This is a genomic window from Pseudomonas sp. Marseille-QA0892 (assembly GCF_054950135.1).
The window spans coordinates 4,493,168-4,509,980 of sequence record NZ_CM143104.1; the positions used below are offsets into that span (position 1 = coordinate 4,493,168).

20 protein-coding genes are annotated in these 16,813 nt (G+C 60.9%); 9 read left to right on the plus strand and 11 right to left on the minus strand.

Annotated features, from left to right (window positions below; all coding sequences use genetic code 11):
* The first annotated feature begins 72 nt into the window (after positions 1-72).
* The 4 genes from ftsY (at position 73) to rpoH (ending at position 4,042) form a co-directional block, all read left to right on the plus strand.
* Positions 73-1,377, plus strand: coding sequence for a signal recognition particle-docking protein FtsY (gene ftsY, locus ACY8D3_RS20830; RefSeq protein WP_462380750.1), 1,305 nt, complete (start codon positions 73-75; stop codon positions 1,375-1,377).
* On the plus strand, positions 1,374-2,042 hold the full coding sequence (ftsE, locus tag ACY8D3_RS20835; RefSeq protein WP_462380752.1) for a cell division ATP-binding protein FtsE: 669 nt from the start codon (positions 1,374-1,376) through the stop codon (positions 2,040-2,042). Before ftsY ends, ftsE begins: the two co-directional genes overlap by 4 nt.
* Positions 2,042-3,052, plus strand: a complete 1,011-nt coding sequence (gene ftsX / locus ACY8D3_RS20840; protein WP_462380753.1) for a permease-like cell division protein FtsX — start codon at positions 2,042-2,044, stop codon at positions 3,050-3,052. Before ftsE ends, ftsX begins: the two co-directional genes overlap by 1 nt.
* A 135-nt stretch (positions 3,053-3,187) precedes the next feature.
* Positions 3,188-4,042 carry an RNA polymerase sigma factor RpoH gene (rpoH, locus tag ACY8D3_RS20845; RefSeq protein ID WP_462380754.1) on the plus strand — a complete coding sequence of 285 codons (855 nt, stop codon included), beginning with the start codon at positions 3,188-3,190 and terminating at the stop codon, positions 4,040-4,042.
* A 50-nt stretch (positions 4,043-4,092) separates the two neighbouring features.
* Here rpoH and mtgA read toward each other — a convergent pair whose 3' ends face one another.
* Positions 4,093-4,818, minus strand: coding sequence for a monofunctional biosynthetic peptidoglycan transglycosylase (gene mtgA, locus ACY8D3_RS20850; protein ID WP_462380755.1), 726 nt, complete (start codon positions 4,816-4,818; stop codon positions 4,093-4,095).
* 36 nt (positions 4,819-4,854) lie between these two features.
* Here mtgA and ACY8D3_RS20855 point away from each other — a divergent pair, with 36 nt between their 5' ends.
* The 4 genes from ACY8D3_RS20855 to trmB all read left to right on the plus strand — a co-directional run bounded on the left by ACY8D3_RS20855 (position 4,855) and on the right by trmB (position 7,233).
* Positions 4,855-5,226, plus strand: a complete 372-nt coding sequence (locus ACY8D3_RS20855) for a DUF423 domain-containing protein (protein WP_462380756.1) — start codon at positions 4,855-4,857, stop codon at positions 5,224-5,226.
* Between the two features lie 74 nt (positions 5,227-5,300).
* Entirely contained in the window at positions 5,301-5,501 is a 201-nt protein-coding gene (thiS, locus tag ACY8D3_RS20860) for a sulfur carrier protein ThiS (RefSeq protein WP_462380757.1), read from the plus strand.
* A gap of 100 nt (positions 5,502-5,601) precedes the next feature.
* Positions 5,602-6,396, plus strand: coding sequence for a thiazole synthase (locus tag ACY8D3_RS20865; protein WP_462380758.1), 795 nt, complete (start codon positions 5,602-5,604; stop codon positions 6,394-6,396).
* Positions 6,397-6,561: 165 nt separating this feature from the next.
* Positions 6,562-7,233 carry a tRNA (guanosine(46)-N7)-methyltransferase TrmB gene (gene trmB, locus ACY8D3_RS20870; RefSeq protein ID WP_462384479.1) on the plus strand — a complete coding sequence of 224 codons (672 nt, stop codon included), beginning with the start codon at positions 6,562-6,564 and terminating at the stop codon, positions 7,231-7,233.
* Positions 7,234-7,251: 18 nt separating this feature from the next.
* Here trmB and ACY8D3_RS20875 read toward each other — a convergent pair whose 3' ends face one another.
* From ACY8D3_RS20875 to ACY8D3_RS20920, 10 genes are all read right to left on the minus strand, one after another.
* Positions 7,252-7,575 carry a DUF3392 domain-containing protein gene (locus ACY8D3_RS20875; protein WP_462380759.1) on the minus strand — a complete coding sequence of 108 codons (324 nt, stop codon included), beginning with the start codon at positions 7,573-7,575 and terminating at the stop codon, positions 7,252-7,254.
* A gap of 15 nt (positions 7,576-7,590) precedes the next feature.
* Positions 7,591-8,742: a GGDEF domain-containing protein gene (locus ACY8D3_RS20880; RefSeq protein ID WP_462380760.1), complete on the minus strand. Its 1,152-nt coding sequence runs from the start codon at positions 8,740-8,742 to the stop codon at positions 7,591-7,593.
* A 90-nt stretch (positions 8,743-8,832) separates the two neighbouring features.
* Complete coding sequence (hemW, locus tag ACY8D3_RS20885; protein ID WP_462380761.1) at positions 8,833-9,990, minus strand: radical SAM family heme chaperone HemW; 1,158 nt, start codon at positions 9,988-9,990, stop codon at positions 8,833-8,835.
* A 14-nt stretch (positions 9,991-10,004) separates the two neighbouring features.
* A complete protein-coding gene (gene rdgB / locus ACY8D3_RS20890) occupies positions 10,005-10,598 on the minus strand; it encodes an RdgB/HAM1 family non-canonical purine NTP pyrophosphatase (protein WP_462380762.1) in 594 nt (197 codons plus the stop codon).
* A gap of 18 nt (positions 10,599-10,616) precedes the next feature.
* Positions 10,617-11,237 carry a methionine biosynthesis protein MetW gene (gene metW, locus ACY8D3_RS20895; protein ID WP_462380763.1) on the minus strand — a complete coding sequence of 207 codons (621 nt, stop codon included), beginning with the start codon at positions 11,235-11,237 and terminating at the stop codon, positions 10,617-10,619.
* A gap of 2 nt (positions 11,238-11,239) precedes the next feature.
* Complete coding sequence (gene metX, locus ACY8D3_RS20900) at positions 11,240-12,379, minus strand: homoserine O-succinyltransferase MetX (protein WP_462380764.1); 1,140 nt, start codon at positions 12,377-12,379, stop codon at positions 11,240-11,242.
* A gap of 136 nt (positions 12,380-12,515) precedes the next feature.
* The gene (locus ACY8D3_RS20905) at positions 12,516-13,034 is read right to left on the minus strand and encodes an Hcp family type VI secretion system effector (protein WP_462380765.1); all 519 of its coding nucleotides are present in this window, start codon (positions 13,032-13,034) and stop codon (positions 12,516-12,518) included.
* A gap of 324 nt (positions 13,035-13,358) precedes the next feature.
* A complete protein-coding gene (locus tag ACY8D3_RS20910) occupies positions 13,359-13,955 on the minus strand; it encodes a YggT family protein (RefSeq protein WP_462380766.1) in 597 nt (198 codons plus the stop codon).
* A 9-nt stretch (positions 13,956-13,964) separates the two neighbouring features.
* Positions 13,965-14,798, minus strand: a complete 834-nt coding sequence (proC, locus tag ACY8D3_RS20915) for a pyrroline-5-carboxylate reductase (protein WP_462380767.1) — start codon at positions 14,796-14,798, stop codon at positions 13,965-13,967.
* A gap of 10 nt (positions 14,799-14,808) precedes the next feature.
* Positions 14,809-15,501: a YggS family pyridoxal phosphate-dependent enzyme gene (locus ACY8D3_RS20920; RefSeq protein ID WP_462380768.1), complete on the minus strand. Its 693-nt coding sequence runs from the start codon at positions 15,499-15,501 to the stop codon at positions 14,809-14,811.
* A 136-nt stretch (positions 15,502-15,637) separates the two neighbouring features.
* On the opposite strand from ACY8D3_RS20920, the gene pilT reads away from it, so the two are divergent.
* Positions 15,638-16,672 (plus strand): type IV pilus twitching motility protein PilT, encoded by a 1,035-nt coding sequence (gene pilT / locus ACY8D3_RS20925; protein WP_462380769.1) that lies wholly within the window; start codon positions 15,638-15,640, stop codon positions 16,670-16,672.
* Positions 16,673-16,813: the final 141 nt, after the last annotated feature.

Consider the following 16,813-nt stretch of genomic DNA (forward strand, 5'->3'; position numbering starts at 1 on the left):
TACGCATCCATTTTAATGACGGCCACGCCTGGCGACCCTGCCGGGCACGGCGCTCTTGAGATACGCGACCCTATGTTTGGTTCAAACGACGACAGCAAGCCGCCGCTCGAGTCGGCGGAAAAGAAAGGGTTGTTCGGTTGGCTGCGCAAACGGCCTCAACCGACTACTGCGCCCGACGTCGAAGCGCGAAAGACCCCTGATGTCCCCCCTGTAGGCGAGGCTCAGCAGCCGCCGCCTGTCGAGCCCCCGGTCACCGAGCCGTCACCCGAGGCCGAGCCCTCTCCCGCGCCGATCGACGACCCGACGCCCGGCGATATGCCGCCGAGGGAGGAGCCCGTAGAGCCGCCGCCTGCGCAGGCCGCGCCCGTGGTAGTAGCCGAACAGCCTGCGCTTGATCCTGCGCCCGTTCCGGCCGCAGCGCCTGCTCCAGAAGCGAAGCCGGAAAAAGTCGGTTTTTTCGCTCGCCTGCGGCAGGGCCTTGCCAAGACCAGTGCCAGCATCGGCGAGGGCATGGCGACGATCTTCATGGGCGAGAAGGAGATCGACGACGACCTGATCGAGGAACTCGAAACCCGTTTGCTGATGGCGGACGTTGGCGTCGAGGCTACCGGCGTGATCATGCAGAACCTGACCCGTCGCGTCGCACGCAAGGAGCTGTCCAACAGCTCGTCGCTCTACAAGGCGCTCCAGGAAGAACTGGCAGCGCTGCTGGCACCTGTCGAGAAGCCGCTGGTCATCGATGCTACGCAGCGGCCCTATGTCATTCTGGTCGTTGGCGTAAACGGCGTTGGCAAGACGACCACCATCGGCAAGTTGGCTAAGAAGCTCCAGCTTGAGGGCAAGCGCGTGATGCTCGCGGCTGGCGACACATTCCGCGCTGCGGCCGTGGAGCAGCTCCAGGTGTGGGGTGAGCGCAACAATATTCCGGTGATTGCCCAGCATACCGGCGCCGATTCCGCGTCGGTGATCTACGATGCCGTACAGGCGGCGAAGTCCCGCAATGTCGATGTACTGATCGCCGATACTGCAGGTCGCCTCCATACCAAGGACAACCTGATGGAAGAGCTGCGCAAGGTCCGCCGCGTCATCGGGCGTCTGGACGAGACGGCGCCTCATGAAGTTTTGCTGGTGCTCGATGCAGGGACCGGCCAGAACGCCATCAACCAGGCCAAGCAGTTCGATCAGGCGGTGAGCCTGTCGGGCCTTGCGCTGACCAAGTTGGATGGCACCGCCAAGGGCGGCGTCATTTTTGCCTTGGCCAAGCAGTTCAACCTGCCCATTCGCTACATCGGGGTAGGGGAAGGTATCGATGATCTGCGCACCTTCAAGGCCAAGCCCTTTGTGCAGGCACTGTTCTCGAATAAAGAGGCGGCATGATTCGGTTCGACCAAGTCGCCAAGCGTTATCCCAATGGCCATGTCGGCCTGCATGAGCTGACGTTTCGCGTCCGCCGCGGCGAGTTTCTGTTCGTCACCGGTCATTCGGGCGCAGGCAAGAGCACCCTGCTGCGCCTGCTCCTGGCCATGGAACGCCCTACCGGCGGCAAGCTGCTCCTGGCGGGGCAGGATCTGTCGACCATAACCAATGCCCAGATTCCGTTTCTGCGTCGACAGATCGGCGTCGTGTTTCAGAATCATCAGCTGTTGTTCGATCGCAGCGTGTTCGACAACGTTGCGCTGCCCCTCCAGATCCTCGGGCTCAACAAGCGTGAGATCGGCCAGCGGGTAATGACCGCCCTTGAGCGCGTCAGTCTCAAGGACAAGGCGCTGCAATACCCGGCGGATCTCTCAACCGGGCAACAGCAACGGGTCGGTATCGCGCGCGCGGTAGTCCACAAGCCAGCCTTGCTGCTGGCGGATGAACCGACCGGGAACCTCGATCCACGTCTTGCCGCCGAAATCATGGGCGTGTTTGAAGATATCAATCGACTGGGAACGACCGTGATCATCGCAAGCCACGACCTGGCCCTGATTGCCCGCATGCGTCACCGGATGTTGACGCTGCAACGTGGCCGCCTGATTGGCGATGGGGAGGCGGGCTGATGGCAGCACCACGCGAACCCGCACCCAAGCCAGCCGAACGGGTTGGCGGCACCGGGCAGCGGCCCGAAGAGCATGACGACGGCCCTGACTTCAAGACCTTCTTCCACGCCTGGCTTGAGAGCCATCGTGCCAGCCTGATGGACAGCCTGCGTCGTTTGGCCAGGCAACCCATCGGCAGTTTCTTTACCAGCTTGGTCATGGCCGTGGCGCTTTCGCTGCCAATGGGGCTTTCGCTACTGCTGAATAACGTCGAGCGCCTGGGTGGCTCCTGGCAGCGCGCTGCGCAGATCTCGGTCTATCTCAAGCTGGATGCCACCACATCGCAGAGTCAGCAACTGCGCGATGAGATTGTATCCATGCCGGACGTTGCCGAAGCGGAATGGATCAGCCGTGAAAAGGCGCTCGAAGATTTCCAAGCCCAGACTGGACTGGGCCAAGCGCTCAAGGAATTGCCCGACAATCCGCTGCCCGGGGTCATCCTGGTCACGCCGGACTCGATCGACAAGACGCGTCTGGACGCGCTTCGACAGCAGCTCGCTGGCATGCCGCATGTCGATCAGGCACAGCTTGATCTGCTGTGGGTAGAGCGTCTTACGGCCATCCTCCACCTGGGTGATCGCTTCGTATTCGGTTTGACCGTACTGCTGGTTATGGCGCTGCTGCTGGTTGTGGGGAATACCATTCGCTTGCACATTGAAAACCGCCGAGCGGAAATCGAGGTCATCAAGCTGGTCGGTGGAACCGACGGATATGTCCGCCGTCCGTTTTTATATATGGGCGCGATCTACGGGTTGTTGGCTGGTTTTTTTGCATGGGCGCTGCTGGCGTTCGGCTTGAATTGGCTCAACGATGCAGTGGTGCGCCTCGCCGGCCTGTACGACAGTGGATTTACGCTGGATGGCGTGCCGGCAGGTGATGGACTGTCATTGGTTTGTGGTGCAGTGTTACTCGGTTATATCGGCGCATGGCTGGCCGTAGCGCGGCATCTTCGTGAGCTCGCACCGCGTTGATAGCCTGGCCCTAAACACCGCTAACCTATTGATTTCAAATATCAAAGCTATTGATGACAGGGAACTTATCCACAGGTTCCCTGTCCGATTTCGCAGTGCTAAACTTCGCGAGCTTCGTGAATCGGAGGATTCGCAATGACCAAATCTCTGCAACCTGTTTACGCGTTGGCTCCCGGTGCGAACCTGGAAGCATACGTACAGGCGGTGAACAGCATTCCGCTGCTTACCCAGGAGCAGGAGCGCGATCTGGCAGAGCGTCTCTACTTCCAACAGGACCTAGAGGCAGCTCGGCAGATGGTGATGGCGCACCTGCGCTTCGTTGTTCACATCGCCAAGAGCTATTCCGGCTATGGGTTGGCACAGTCCGACCTGATCCAGGAAGGCAACGTCGGCCTGATGAAGGCAGTCAAGCGCTTTAACCCTGAAATGGGTGTGCGCCTGGTTTCGTTCGCCGTACATTGGATTCGAGCCGAGATCCATGAATTTATTCTGCGCAACTGGCGCATCGTCAAGGTCGCAACGACCAAAGCGCAGCGCAAGCTGTTCTTCAACCTGCGTAGCCAAAAGAAGCGTCTGGCCTGGTTGAACAATGACGAGGTCCATCGCGTTGCTGAAAGCCTCGGTGTCGAGCCCCATGAGGTCCGGGAGATGGAAAGCCGTCTGACTGGTCAGGACATGGCGTTCGATCCGGCTGCCGACGCAGATGACGATAGCGCCTACCAGTCGCCTGCTCACTATCTGGAAGACCACCGCTACGATCCGGCGCGTCAGTTGGAGGATGCAGACTGGAGCGACAGCTCCACCGCCAGTCTCCACGAAGCGCTCGAAACGCTGGATGACCGCAGTCGCGACATCCTGCAGCAACGGTGGTTGGCGGAAGACAAGGCGACGCTTCACGACCTGGCTGCCAAGTACAACGTGTCTGCAGAGCGGATCCGCCAGTTGGAAAAGAACGCCATGAACAAGCTCAAGGGCTCGATTCAGGCGTAACGCCAGCGTTAATGGATACGAAAGGCCGCGCACATGCGCGGCTTTTTCGTTCAGTTCAGTTGCTGGAGGTAGCTTGCGCCACCGAGTTGCCGCATTTGCCGGCTGATCCAGCTCGCGCGCTGCAGGACATAGGCACTTGGTCGGCCAGCGCTCCAGCGGATGGGATTGGGCAGCACTGCGGCCAGCCGTGCGGCCTGCGCAGCACTGAGTTGTTCGGCATTGACGGAAAAGTGGTACTGGGCAGCCGCCTGCGCACCGAAGATGCCAGGTCCCCACTCGACGCTGTTTAGATAGACCTCGAGTATCCTCTCCTTGGACCAGAGCGTCTCGATCAGCAGCGTGAACCAGGCCTCAAAGCCCTTGCGCACCCAGCTTCGGCCTGACCACAGGAATACGTTTTTCGCGACCTGTTGGCTGATCGTGCTCGCACCTCTCACTGAGCCGCCTTGCTCGTTATGCAGCAGCGCCGCGCGTATGGCGGGGAGATCAAACCCCGAATGACTCGGGAAGTGCTGGTCTTCCCCGGCGATCACCGCGAGCTTCAGTGAGTCAGGTAACGCGTCCCAACTGCGCCATTCCCGACGCAGGTCGATTGGCTCACCCGAAATCCAGGACTGGATCTTGCGCTCTACCATTAGCGCCGTGCCGGGCGGGGGGACCCACCTGAAGATCAACACCAGGACGATGCTGGCTGCGACGGCATACAGGATGACATGGACAATACGTCGCAGGAGCAAACGCACACCTGACTTGGTCTTCCGGGTTCGACGGGCCATTATGGGAACTGCATCCTGGCGTTTGGAAGATGATCCATGGTTCGACTCTTTCTCCTGATGGCCGCATTCTTCGGCTTCACCGGTGTTGCCCTCGGCGCGTTCGCGGCCCATGGGTTGAAGACACGGCTCTCCAGCGATTACCTGGCCGTGTTTCAGACCGGGGTACATTATCAATTGATCCATGCGCTGGCCTTGCTGGGCGTGGCCTGGCTTGCGCTTCAGTTCCCTGGTCGGCTGGTAACGGTGGCAGGAAGCCTGTTCGCGCTCGGCATTGTACTTTTCTCGGGCAGCCTCTACCTGCTTACCCTCGTCGGCATCGGTCGATTCGGTATCGTTACGCCTATTGGTGGCGCTGCGTTCCTGGGCGGCTGGCTGTGCCTGGGGCTTGCGGCCTGGCGCATGGCCTGATCGACGCATTGCCTTTGTCCACCAGGGTAAACGGGCTAGAATGCCTGCCCCTGAAGACCACAGCGCTCTCGACCATGCAGATTCGATTGAATGGCGAACCGTATGAAGTGTCCGCCGAAGAGACCGTCGCAGGCCTGCTGGCCCGCCTGGACCTGGCCGGCCGGCGCGTTGCGGTAGAGCTCAATATGGACATCGTCCCGCGCAGCCAGCATGAGACGACGTCCTTGCAGGAAGGTGACCGCGTCGAAGTGGTCCATGCCATCGGCGGCGGCTAGTACCGGCCGCCACATTCCCGTTTCGTCCTGACAGGCCTCAAGATGGCTGGCGTACATACGCTGCCGAGGCCTGGTCCGCTCCCTGTCGAGGAAATCCGCGATGAACGCGCCACGCCAAGATGCTCCCTTCACGATTGCCGGTAAGACCTACAGCTCGCGTCTGCTTGTAGGTACGGGCAAATACAAGGATCTGGATGAGACCCGCGACGCGATCGAAGCCAGTGGTGCCGAGATCGTGACCGTTGCCGTGCGGCGTACGAACATTGGGCAGAACCCCGGTGAGCCGAACCTGCTCGATGTGATCTCTCCGGACCGCTACACCATCCTGCCGAACACCGCGGGTTGCTACGACGCCCAGGAGGCGGTGCGCACCTGCCGTTTGGCGCGTGAGCTGCTGGACGGACATAACCTGGTGAAGCTTGAAGTCCTTGCCGACCAGAAGACGTTGTTCCCGAACGTCATCGAAACGCTCAAGGCAGCCGAGGTGCTGATCAAGGACGGCTTCGATGTGATGGTATACACCAGTGACGACCCCATCATCGCGCGCCAGTTGGCCGACATGGGTTGCGTTGCCGTCATGCCACTCGCGGGGCTCATTGGCACGGGCCTGGGTATCTGCAACCCTTACAACCTGCAGATCATCCTGGAGGAAGCGAAGGTCCCGGTACTGGTGGATGCGGGTGTCGGCACGGCGTCGGATGCCACGATTGCGATGGAACTGGGCTGTGAGGCGGTGCTGATGAACAGCGCCATTGCGCATGCGCAGAACCCCGTCCTCATGGCACAGGCCATGAGATACGCAATCGAGGCTGGCCGCCTGGCCTACCTGGCCGGCCGCATGCCGAAGAAGCTCTATGCCAGCGCGTCTTCCCCTCTCGAAGGCATGATCCGCTAAGCGGCTGGCCTCTGCCCGGCGCACCCTTACATGCTGTCCAGCACGCCGCCGCCCCGTCATGCGGGCCGGCGGTCAAAATCTGATTCTTTCCAACGGCCTGCCTGGGCCTGATCTTCAAGCGACCTCCAGATCATGACCGAACATACCGAGAACACACCGCGCGCGATGCGTACCATCAAAAGCTTCGTCATGCGTGCGGGTCGTATGACCGAAGGGCAGCAGCGCGGGCTCGACTGCGGCTGGCCGCTGTACGGCCTCGAGTTGTCGGGCGGCATGCAGGACTTCGATCAGGTCTTTGGCCGACAGGCACCGCGCACGTTCGAGATCGGATTCGGCATGGGGCATTCCACGCTGGAGATGGCCGAACAGGCGCCCGAGCAGGACTTCATCGGCGTAGAGGTGCACAAGCCAGGTGTTGGCGCGTTGCTCAACGGAGCGCTGAGCCGCGATTTGAAGAATATCCGCGTCTACAGCTGTGACGCCTTGGAAGTGCTGCGTCAGTGCGTGAGCGATGCGTCACTGGACCGCGTCCTGCTGTTCTTTCCAGATCCCTGGCACAAGTCTCGCCACCACAAGCGCCGGATCGTCCAGCCCGCTTTTGCCGAACTGGTGCGGCAGAAGCTAAAGGTTGGCGGCGTACTGCACATGGCCACTGACTGGGCGCAATACGCCGAGCATATGCTTGAAGTGATGCGTGTCGCACCTGGCTACCGCAATCTGTCAGCAGATGGCACGTTCATTCCCCGCCCGGAAGAGCGGCCAGTCACAAAATTCGAGCGCCGTGGCGAGCGGCTCGGCCATGGCGTCTGGGATCTGAAATTCGAACGCGTCGAGTGAGTCGACACGCGGGGCCGGTCAGCTGCGATCGGCCAGCACGCCGATGACGAAGAACAGCAACACCAGCACAGGGGCGAGGGTGTAGTTGTTGAAGTACCCGAGGCCCTGGGCGACCCAGGGGGGCAGATAGATCATCGCCAGGCCATATCCCACCGCACAGACGATCACGAACAGCAGCGTTCGGAAGATGAAGTTGAGTGAGCCGATACGGCCCTGGACCCAGGCATTGATCGCTGGGCCAAACAGCACCAACAGCGTTGCCAGGATTGCGATCGAGATCTCGCTGAGATGACCGCGGCACCAGCGGGAGCCAGTGGCGATAAGGTCGAGTAGTACGTCCATCGTAATCTCCTTTATTCAGCCGTGTTCGACACGGTTCCTGCCTTCGCGCTTTGCGCGATAAAGAGCGGTATCCGCACGGTTGAGCAATGTTTCCAGGCTCTCGCCCGGCAAGGCGGACGCACAGCCAATACTCACGGTGATCGGGTAGGGCGAGCCATTGTGTGAATACGGTGTCGAACTGACGGCGCGCCTTAACCGCTCTGCGACCAGCCCGGCCTGGCGCGCATCCGCATTGCGAAGCAGGACGAGAAATTCCTCGCCTCCGTACCGCCCCAACGGCTCGTTTGGCCTCAGCGAACTGCTGAGGGTATGAACGAAGTGCTTGAGCACTTCATCCCCTGCCTGGTGGCCGAGGCTATCGTTGACGCTTTTGAAGTGATCGATGTCCAGCAGCAGCAGGGAGGCGGGCGCGCGTCCGCCGAGCTCACGCCGGGCCAGGTCCACGACCACGTGCCGGGCAAACGCGTTGGTCAGCCCGTCGTGGCTGAGCTGATGTTCAAGCAGCGCATGCAGGCGCTCGTTGGACATCAGGATGAAACCGACGGAAATACAGATGGTGACGAGGCTGTACGTCGAAAAATACACCACGTTCAGCGTGCTCGGCGCGAACAGGTCGATAGTCGTTTCTCCCGCTGCCCAGAACAAAGCCACCGCACGCAATAGTGACACCACTACATCTACTGCCACGCTACATCCGGTAAAAACGTAGGGAAACAGGGCTCTGCCCGCTGTGCGCGGTCGATAACGGATCACATCTCGACAGAACAGGTAAAGCAGCGTCGCCGATACCAATGAATAGAGCATCGAACGTAGAGCGAAGGACTCGTGGACGTACGTCAGATAATTCATGACGAGCGTCGCGATTGCGATGGTCAGCACGACCTGCTTATTGGCAGGTCGCTTGCCAAAAAAGGCCCGGCCACCCGTATAGATCAGCCCGGCGGCCGACAGCGCGGCGGTGTTGGCCAATGAGATCGAAAGCCAGTCAGGGGCAATACCACGCATGCCGAACAGAAACGCCGCGATGGACAGGGTCAGCATCCCGGCGCTCCACTGGCGCGTGCCATTTAGCCTCTCTCGAACGGACGCGGGCATGGCGAACAGCACGAAGGACATCAGGAAGCATAGTGCCGACAGGATGAAGATGATGCTGCGCGGGTCGAGCACGCGGGGCGTTTCCGTTCTGCGGGGCCGAAGGCCGAATAGGGTACCCGAAATAGCCGCGTCGATATGTGTACGGGCGCGCGGCAAGTCGCTTTACACGTCCTCTTCGAGGAATAGCTGCAGCAGGTCGTTCAGGAACAGCTGGCCTTGTTCGGTGGCGACCAAGCGATCGGGATCGTTCTCGAGAAGGCCTTTGCGCACGGCTTCGCCACGAGAGGCTGAAATGGCATTTGCGGAAAGCCCCGTGCGTTCGACGAACGAGGCAGTGGACACACCGTCGGTTAGCCGCAGCGCGTTCATCATGAATTCGAAAGGTAGCTCCGCAGGTGTCAGCACGCGTTCGCCAGCGAGGAAGGGTTTCTCCGGGGCCAGGTAATCCTTGGGCAAGCGCGTTTTCCATGTCCGCCGCAGCGTGCCGTCAGGCGAGCTGAGCTTGCCGTGGGCGCCAGCGCCGATGCCGATGAAGTCACCAAAGGTCCAGTAGTTGAGGTTATGGCGCGCACGCTGGTTGGCGCGCGCGTAGGCTGAAATCTCATATTGCGCGTAGCCTTCCGCCGCCAGATAGGCCTGGCCCGCCTCCTGGATATCCCACAGCACGTCATCTTCCGGAAGGACGGGCGGCTGGGTCCAGAAGACCGTATTGGGTTCCATGGTGAGCTGGTACCAGGACAAATGCGTAGGCGCTTGCGCAACGGCCATCTGCAGGTCTTTAAGCGCATCATCGAGCGACTGGTCCGGGAGCCCATGCATCAGGTCCAGGTTGAAGTTATCGAACCCAGCGGCGCGTGCCATGTCAGCCGCGCGAATGGCTTCGTTGCCATCATGGATGCGGCCCAGTGCAGTCAGCTTCTGTGGCTGGAAACTTTGCACGCCAATCGACAAGCGATTGATACCCAGCGCTCGGTAATCGCGGAATTTTTCCTGCTCGAACGTCCCTGGGTTGGCTTCGAGCGTGATCTCGATGTCGCTGGCAAATGGGATCCGCTGATCGACACCCTTCAGTAGCCTGTCGAGCGCGCGTGCCGAGAATAGACTTGGGGTACCGCCGCCGAAAAAGATCGATGTGAGCTCGCGGCCATGGCTGTGAACCACGTCGAGGTCCAGATCAGCCAGGAGGGCATCCACATACGCCTCTTCCGGGACCGTCGAGCCAGCGGCGTGCGAGTTGAAGTCGCAGTACGGGCATTTGCGCACGCACCATGGGATATGGATATACGCGGCAAGTGGGGGCAGGCGAAGGGTCATGGTCATGTGGCAGTCGAGGCCTATAGGCCCAGGCGCTGCTTCAGTAAAGCCATGGCACGGGCGCGATGGCTGACCTGATTCTTTTGCTCGGGCGGCAATTCGGCGGCTGAGCAATTGCCCTCCGGCACCCAGAAGAGCGGGTCATAGCCGAAGCCATGGTCACCCTGGGGTGCGAAAAGGATGCGGCCCTGCCAGAGGCCTTCGCACAGAATGGGTAGCGGATCGTCGGCATGGCGAACCAGCGCAAGGCAGCAGACGAATTGCCCGGTCCGCTCGGTCTCGGGTACGTGCTTCAGCACCTCGAGAAGCTTGGCGTTGTTCGCCGCGTCGCCCTGGCCATCCGCATAGCGCGCTGAATAGATACCTGGCGCACCACCCAGGGCGTCCACAGCCAAACCCGAATCATCGGCGAGCGCAGGCAGGCCGGAAAGACGGGCCGCATTGCGTGCCTTCAGAATGGCATTTTCCACGAAGGAAAGTCCGGTTTCATCAGGCTCGACCGCGCTGAACTCACCGATCGACCGGATCTTCACCGACTGGCCGAGCATGGCCTGGAGCTCCTTGAGCTTGCCGGCGTTGTGGCTTGCGAGGACGACTTCGTTCAGGGAAAGCACGTTTGGTTTCTCCTTGTGTCAGACCGCGACGCGGTGATCGGTGAATTCGACGCCGCTGATGCGGTAGATACCAATTTCGCCGAACAGATTTGGCCATAGGCGGCTGGCCGCGCCATGACGATGGTGCCGGTCGACGGCGAGACGATCCATTACGCGGGCGCGCAATTCGCGGCACAGGCGTTCGAAGTCTTCGAATGTGCAGAAGTGGATGTTTGGCGTGTTGTACCAGGTGTAAGGCAGAAAGTCCGACACCGGCATCCGTCCGCGGCCACCCAGGTACACGCGGCAGCGCCAGTGGCCGAAGTTCGGAAAGGTGATGATGCAATGCTTGCCTACCCGCAGCATCTCGCTCAACACCTTGTCCGGGTAGCGCAGTGCTTGCAACGATTGGGTCATTACGACCACGTCGAAGCTGTTGGAGCCGAAGTTGCCCAGGCCGTCGTCCAGGTTCTGCTCGATGACGTTCACGCCACGGTCAAGGCAACGCTCGATTTTCTCTGGGTCAATTTCCAGTCCGTACCCGCTCACGTCGCGGTGTTCGCCCAGCCAGGCCAGCAGCTCACCGTCCCCGCAACCGAGATCGAGCACGCGGCTGCCCGTAGGGATCCAGTCCTTGATGATGTCGAGGTCAGCTCGCATGGTTACACCTCGATCCGATTCATGTAGGCCGCGAACCCTCGAAGGTAGCGGGGGATGGGCATGAGGAAAGCGTCATGTCCCTGGGGGGCGTCGACCTCGAGATAGCTGACGTGCTTCCTAGCCGCAATGAGTGCCTCGACGATCTCCCGCGAGCGGGCGGGAGAGAAGCGCCAGTCCGTCGTGAACGACATCAGGCAGAAGCGTGCCTGTACGTTGGCCAGCGTTGCTGCAAGGTCCCCACCATGGGCTTGCGCAGGATCGAAGTAGTCCAGCGCCTTGGTCATGAGCAGGTAGGTGTTGGCATCGAAGCGCCCAGAGAATTCTTCGCCCTGGTAACGCAAGTAGCTTTCGACCTGAAATTCGACGCTGTGGAAATCGTAGTTGAGCTTGTCGGTCTTGAGCTCGCGACCAAACTTCTCACCCATCGCATCATCAGACAGGTAGGTGATGTGCCCGACCATGCGGGCCAGCATCAGACCTCGCTTGGGGATCACGCCTTGCGCCTGGAAGTCGCCCCCATGGAACTCGGGGTCGGAGAGAATGGCCTGACGCGCAACTTCGTTGAATGCGATGTTCTGGGCGGAGAGTTTTGGCGCAGTCGCAATTGCCAGGCAATGACGCACGCGCTCGGGATAGCTGATTGTCCATTGCAGCGCCTGCATGCCGCCGAGGCTGCCACCGACGACCGCGGCCCATTGGTCGATACCCAATACGTCCGCCAGCCGGGCCTGGCTGTTGACCCAGTCTTCGACAGTCACAACCGGGAAGTCAGCGCCGTAAGGCTTGCCGGTTGCCGGATTGACGCTCGTCGGCCCGGTGCTGCCGTTGCAGCCACCCAGATTGTTCAGTGCGACCACGAAAAACTTGCGCGTGTCGATGGGTTTGCCTGGGCCTATTGCGGAATCCCACCACCCGGGTTTGCGGTCTTCGGTGCTGTGATAGCCCGCTGCGTGGTGGTGGCCGGACAGCGCATGGCAGATGAGTACTGCATTGCTGCGGTCAGCATTGAGCTCGCCGTAGGTTTCAAAGATGAGTTCATAGCTGTTGAGGCTGCGGCCACAGGCCAGAAGCAACGGCGTTTCGAACGCTTGTACCCGAGGGGTGACGAGCCCCACGGAATCATCGGGAAAGGCAGTGGGCATGGACCCGGCTCATACAAAAGGCAGGCGCGGGATTCTACTAGGGAAGTGGAGGTGGCGCCTACCGCTGGGCGCGTGCGTGCTTTGTGTCGGACAGCAGAACGCCGACCACTGTCGGTCGGCGGTCTGCGCGGTGCGATCAGGCGGAAATCGGTGCGCGCCAGTCATCCGAGCCGGAAGTGCCGGACACTTCGTGCGTCCAGACAATCTTGCGGTAGGTGAAATAGACGTCTTCGAGGTGAGTGAAGTGCGCCATGTTCGGGTCCTGGCAGTTCGGCATGCGGGACTGCACGTCGACGATGATGGCGTCTTCCAGCTCGATGGTGAAGTAGTGCTCCTGCGTACCAGTGGCGGAGGTACGGTACCACTCCAGGCGGCATTTGCTCAGGCGCTCACCCGAGGTCAGCGAGTTGAAGATCAGCGGTGACGACTTGTCGAAGACCTTGGTGATCATCAGCGGCTTGTGGACGCGCTGGCCGGTAGGCTGGCCGGACTGCGGGTCGCGCGGAATGATGACCTGATGGTTGAAGGCCTGAACCAGGATCTGGTCTTCATGGCCTTCCTGGAAGATGTTGCCGACGGAATCTTCGGTGAAGGTGCCGGCAGTGATCAGACCTTGCTTGGTGCCTTCCAGGGTCATGTAGGCGGGTGTTGGCATGATGCGCTCCTTTGCGTGGGTTGAAGATCGTTTGATCTGCAAAGACAACAGCGAATCGCGTGCCAGATTTAAAAACCACTTATAGATCAATCGTTTATGTCGATCTAGTTTGACGCCTGAATGGGTAGTGTGAGGTGTGCCACGATGGCTTGCGCAAGAACTTGCGCACCAGTGGGGGATTACTGCGCGATGAAGCGGCAGGAGCCAGCTGGCGGGGTTTCAGGCTGCGGGTCTGCTTTGCCAGGCGGGACCCGGTGTGCAAACTTTTGCGCACCGGGCCCTTCGTTTCTAGGCGCAGAGCCGGGATAGAGATCCCGGCTGGGCTTACATGAACGGACTGAGTATCGGCGGCATACCGGTTTCCGCGGCCAGTCGCGCGATCACGAAGCGGTCGATCAGGTTGATCGCCATGAAGGCGAAGATCGGCGAAATATCCAGGCCACCCAAGTTAGGCAGGAAGCGACGGAAGGGCGCCAGGAAGGGCTCGCAGATCTGCTGGACCAGCTGGGCGGCCGGGTTGTGACTGGCCGGGGCCACCCATGACAAGATCACGCTGATGATGAGGGCGAAGAAGAAGATCTTCAGGAACAGCGAGGTGATGGCCAGGATCGACCATACGAGCATCGGCAGAAGGAATTCGGCTGGCATGGACCCGGTCATCAGGACCACGACGACCGCCATCAGCAGCAGCTGAACGATGATCGCCAGAATCAGTGAGGACAAATCCAGGCTACCCAGGCTCGGTATCACGCGGCGCATGGGCTTGAGAAGCGGATGCGTCGCCCGGACGATGAACTGGCTGAGCGGATTGTAGAAGTCGGCGCGTACAAGCTGCAGGATGAACCGCAGCAGAACGATGAGCAGGTAAAAGCTGCCCAGCGTTTGAATAACGTAGATCAGGGCTTCGTTGAGTCCGGACATTTAAGGCTCCTATTGTCCAAGCTGGGCGGCCAGTTCGGCCGAGCGATGGGCGGCTGCATCGAGCGCATCCTGCACCAGCGCTTCGAGGCCGCCAGCCTGGAAGGCTTTGATGGCGGCTTCAGTGGTTCCATTGGGCGAGGTCACGCGGCGGCGCAGCTCTGCAGCGCCGACATCGCTTTCGGTGACCATGCGTGCAGCGCCCAGCGCGGTTTGGGCCGTCAGTTTGGCAGCAACCTCCCGAGGAAGGCCGAGCTTTTCACCCGCGGCCGTCATGGCTTCGACGAGCAGGAAAAAGTAAGCAGGGCCACTTCCGGAGACAGCGGTGACGGCGTCGATCTGCGACTCGTCCTCAAGCCACATCACCAGACCTACCGCTGAAAGCAGCTGCTCCGCCTGGGTGCGCTGCGCGTCGCTCACGTGCATATTGGCGTACAAGCCGCTGGCGCCTACGCGTAGCAACGCGGGAGTGTTTGGCATGCAGCGAACGATTGGGCGTGCATCGGATGTATCGGCACCCAGCCATGCCTCCAGGCTTGCGCAGGGAATGCCGGCTGCAACCGAGACGATCAGCTGATGTGCACGAAGATGGGGAGCCAGGTCCTGGCAAACCGCTTTCATGACCTGCGGCTTGACCGCCAGCACCACGACATCGGCGTCGCGAACGGCCTCGGCATTGTCGCTGACGGCGTCCACGCCGTGCTCGCGCTGAAGCCGGCCACGATTCTCTTCGCCCGGATCGCCCGCTCGAATCTGCGAAGCCGCCAATCCTTGCGCGCGCAGCCCGCCGATCAGGCTGGCCGCCATGTTGCCCGCGCCTATGAACGCGATACGAAGGTTATCCATCGGGGGTTCCTTATGAAGTCGGCATCGAATAATCACGGGCGCCAAACAATGCAGTACCGACGCGCACCCAGGTCGCGCCTTCGGCGATAGCTGCTTCGAGGTCATGGCTCATGCCCATGGACAGGGTGTCCAGCGGCAGGTTCAGCGATGCCTGTAGTTCACGCAGCTGAGCAAACGGTTCGCGCTGGCGCGCCGGGTCGTCTTCCGGTTCCGGGATCGCCATCAGGCCCCGAAGGCGCAGCCTTGGGAGTGCATGGATGGCAGTCGCCAGGGACGGTAGCTCCTCCGGAAGGCAGCCTGATTTGGTTGCCTCGCCACTGACGTTCACCTGCAGGCAGATGTTCAGAGGCGGCAGGTCATCAGGGCGCTGAGCCGAAAGGCGCTCGGCAATCTTCAACCGATCTACGGAGTGAACCCAGTCGAAATGTGCTGCGATCGCCTTCGTCTTGTTGGACTGGATGGGGCCGATGAAATGCCAGGTGATATCCAGATCCTCAAGGTCGGCCTGTTTGTCGAGTGCCTCCTGAAGGTAGTTCTCGCCAAAGTCACGCTGGCCGCTCGCGTAAGCCTCACGCAGTGCGCTTGGCGGCTTGGTCTTGCTGACAGCCAGCAGACCGACGGCATGCTCGTTACGCCCGGCGGCTTGCGCGGCGTCACGGATACGGCGAGCTACCTTTGCAATATTTTCCGCTATCGTGGACATTAGCCTCGCTCATTGAAATGACCGTAGCGCAGCGGGTTTCGCCGGCATTCTTCATCCGTCGATTCCAGCGTCACCACCGGCCTGGCCGGCACGAATCTGCGGCATTCTACCTGCTTGTCTGTGATTGGGGAGTCCCATGGATATTACCGAGCTGCTGGCGTTCAGCGCCAAGCAGGGCGCGTCCGACCTGCACCTTTCCGCTGGACTGCCGCCGATGATCCGCGTCGATGGCGACGTGCGCCGTATCAACCTGCCGCCGTTGGATCACAAGCAGGTCCATGCACTGATCTACGACATCATGAACGACAAGCAGCGCAAGGATTTCGAGGAGTTTCTCGAGACCGACTTTTCGTTCGAGGTGCCGGGCGTCGCTCGCTTCCGCGTCAACGCGTTCAACCAGAACCGCGGCGCGGGCGCCGTGTTCCGGACGATTCCATCGAAGGTGCTGACGATGGAAGATCTGGGCATGGGCGACGTGTTTCGGAAGGTTTCCGATGTCCCTCGCGGGCTTGTCCTCGTGACCGGGCCGACCGGTTCGGGTAAGTCCACCACGCTCGCTGCGATGCTGGATTACCTCAACAGCAACAAGTACCACCATATCCTCACCATCGAAGACCCGATCGAATTCGTCCACGAGTCCAAGAAGTGTCTGGTCAACCAGCGCGAGGTTCATCGCGATACCCTCGGCTTCTCCGAAGCACTGCGCTCGGCGCTTCGCGAAGACCCGGACATCATCCTCGTGGGCGAAATGCGCGACCTCGAAACGATTCGCCTGGCGCTGACGGCAGCCGAGACAGGTCACCTGGTCTTCGGCACGCTCCACACCACCTCGGCGGCCAAGACCATCGACCGTGTGGTCGACGTGTTCCCGGCCGAGGAAAAGGCTATGGTGCGTTCCATGTTGTCCGAATCGCTGCAGGCGGTCATTTCGCAAACCTTGATCAAGAAAGTTGGCGGCGGCCGTGTCGCGGCACATGAAATCATGATTGGCACGCCGGCGATCCGAAACCTGATCCGCGAAGACAAGGTTGCCCAGATGTACTCAGCCATCCAGACGGGCGGCTCCCTGGGCATGCAGACGCTGGACATGAGCCTCAAGGCGCTGGTTGCACGTGGCCTGATTAGCCGCGAGGCCGCTCGCGAGAAGGCCAAGACCCCAGAGAACTTTTGAGTCGACTGCCACGCTTCCGTACTGCTCCCGGCCAACGGTGCGCAGCGCGCGGCAACGAAGCCGCTCCACCCTCATTTATTCCCGCTGATCGCCTCGACGCTCGCGCCCTCTGTGAGCGCGCCGGGGCGGCAGTTCTAATGT

Coding starts and splice junctions, on each gene's coding strand:
- thiS (WP_462380757.1), top strand. CDS start 5,301: ATGCAGATTCGATTGAATGGCGAACCGTATGAAGTGTCCGCCGAAGAG.
- ACY8D3_RS20905 (WP_462380765.1), bottom strand. CDS start 13,034: ATGCCAACACCCGCCTACATGACCCTGGAAGGCACCAAGCAAGGTCTG.
- ftsE (WP_462380752.1), top strand. CDS start 1,374: ATGATTCGGTTCGACCAAGTCGCCAAGCGTTATCCCAATGGCCATGTC.
- hemW (WP_462380761.1), bottom strand. CDS start 9,990: ATGACCATGACCCTTCGCCTGCCCCCACTTGCCGCGTATATCCATATC.
- metW (WP_462380763.1), bottom strand. CDS start 11,237: ATGCGAGCTGACCTCGACATCATCAAGGACTGGATCCCTACGGGCAGC.
- mtgA (WP_462380755.1), bottom strand. CDS start 4,818: ATGGCCCGTCGAACCCGGAAGACCAAGTCAGGTGTGCGTTTGCTCCTG.
- ACY8D3_RS20865 (WP_462380758.1), top strand. CDS start 5,602: ATGAACGCGCCACGCCAAGATGCTCCCTTCACGATTGCCGGTAAGACC.
- ACY8D3_RS20920 (WP_462380768.1), bottom strand. CDS start 15,501: ATGTCCACGATAGCGGAAAATATTGCAAAGGTAGCTCGCCGTATCCGT.
- proC (WP_462380767.1), bottom strand. CDS start 14,798: ATGGATAACCTTCGTATCGCGTTCATAGGCGCGGGCAACATGGCGGCC.
- ACY8D3_RS20855 (WP_462380756.1), top strand. CDS start 4,855: ATGGTTCGACTCTTTCTCCTGATGGCCGCATTCTTCGGCTTCACCGGT.
- metX (WP_462380764.1), bottom strand. CDS start 12,379: ATGCCCACTGCCTTTCCCGATGATTCCGTGGGGCTCGTCACCCCTCGG.
- ftsX (WP_462380753.1), top strand. CDS start 2,042: ATGGCAGCACCACGCGAACCCGCACCCAAGCCAGCCGAACGGGTTGGC.
- rpoH (WP_462380754.1), top strand. CDS start 3,188: ATGACCAAATCTCTGCAACCTGTTTACGCGTTGGCTCCCGGTGCGAAC.
- ACY8D3_RS20875 (WP_462380759.1), bottom strand. CDS start 7,575: ATGGACGTACTACTCGACCTTATCGCCACTGGCTCCCGCTGGTGCCGC.
- ACY8D3_RS20910 (WP_462380766.1), bottom strand. CDS start 13,955: ATGTCCGGACTCAACGAAGCCCTGATCTACGTTATTCAAACGCTGGGC.
- trmB (WP_462384479.1), top strand. CDS start 6,562: ATGCGTACCATCAAAAGCTTCGTCATGCGTGCGGGTCGTATGACCGAA.
- pilT (WP_462380769.1), top strand. CDS start 15,638: ATGGATATTACCGAGCTGCTGGCGTTCAGCGCCAAGCAGGGCGCGTCC.
- ftsY (WP_462380750.1), top strand. CDS start 73: ATGTTTGGTTCAAACGACGACAGCAAGCCGCCGCTCGAGTCGGCGGAA.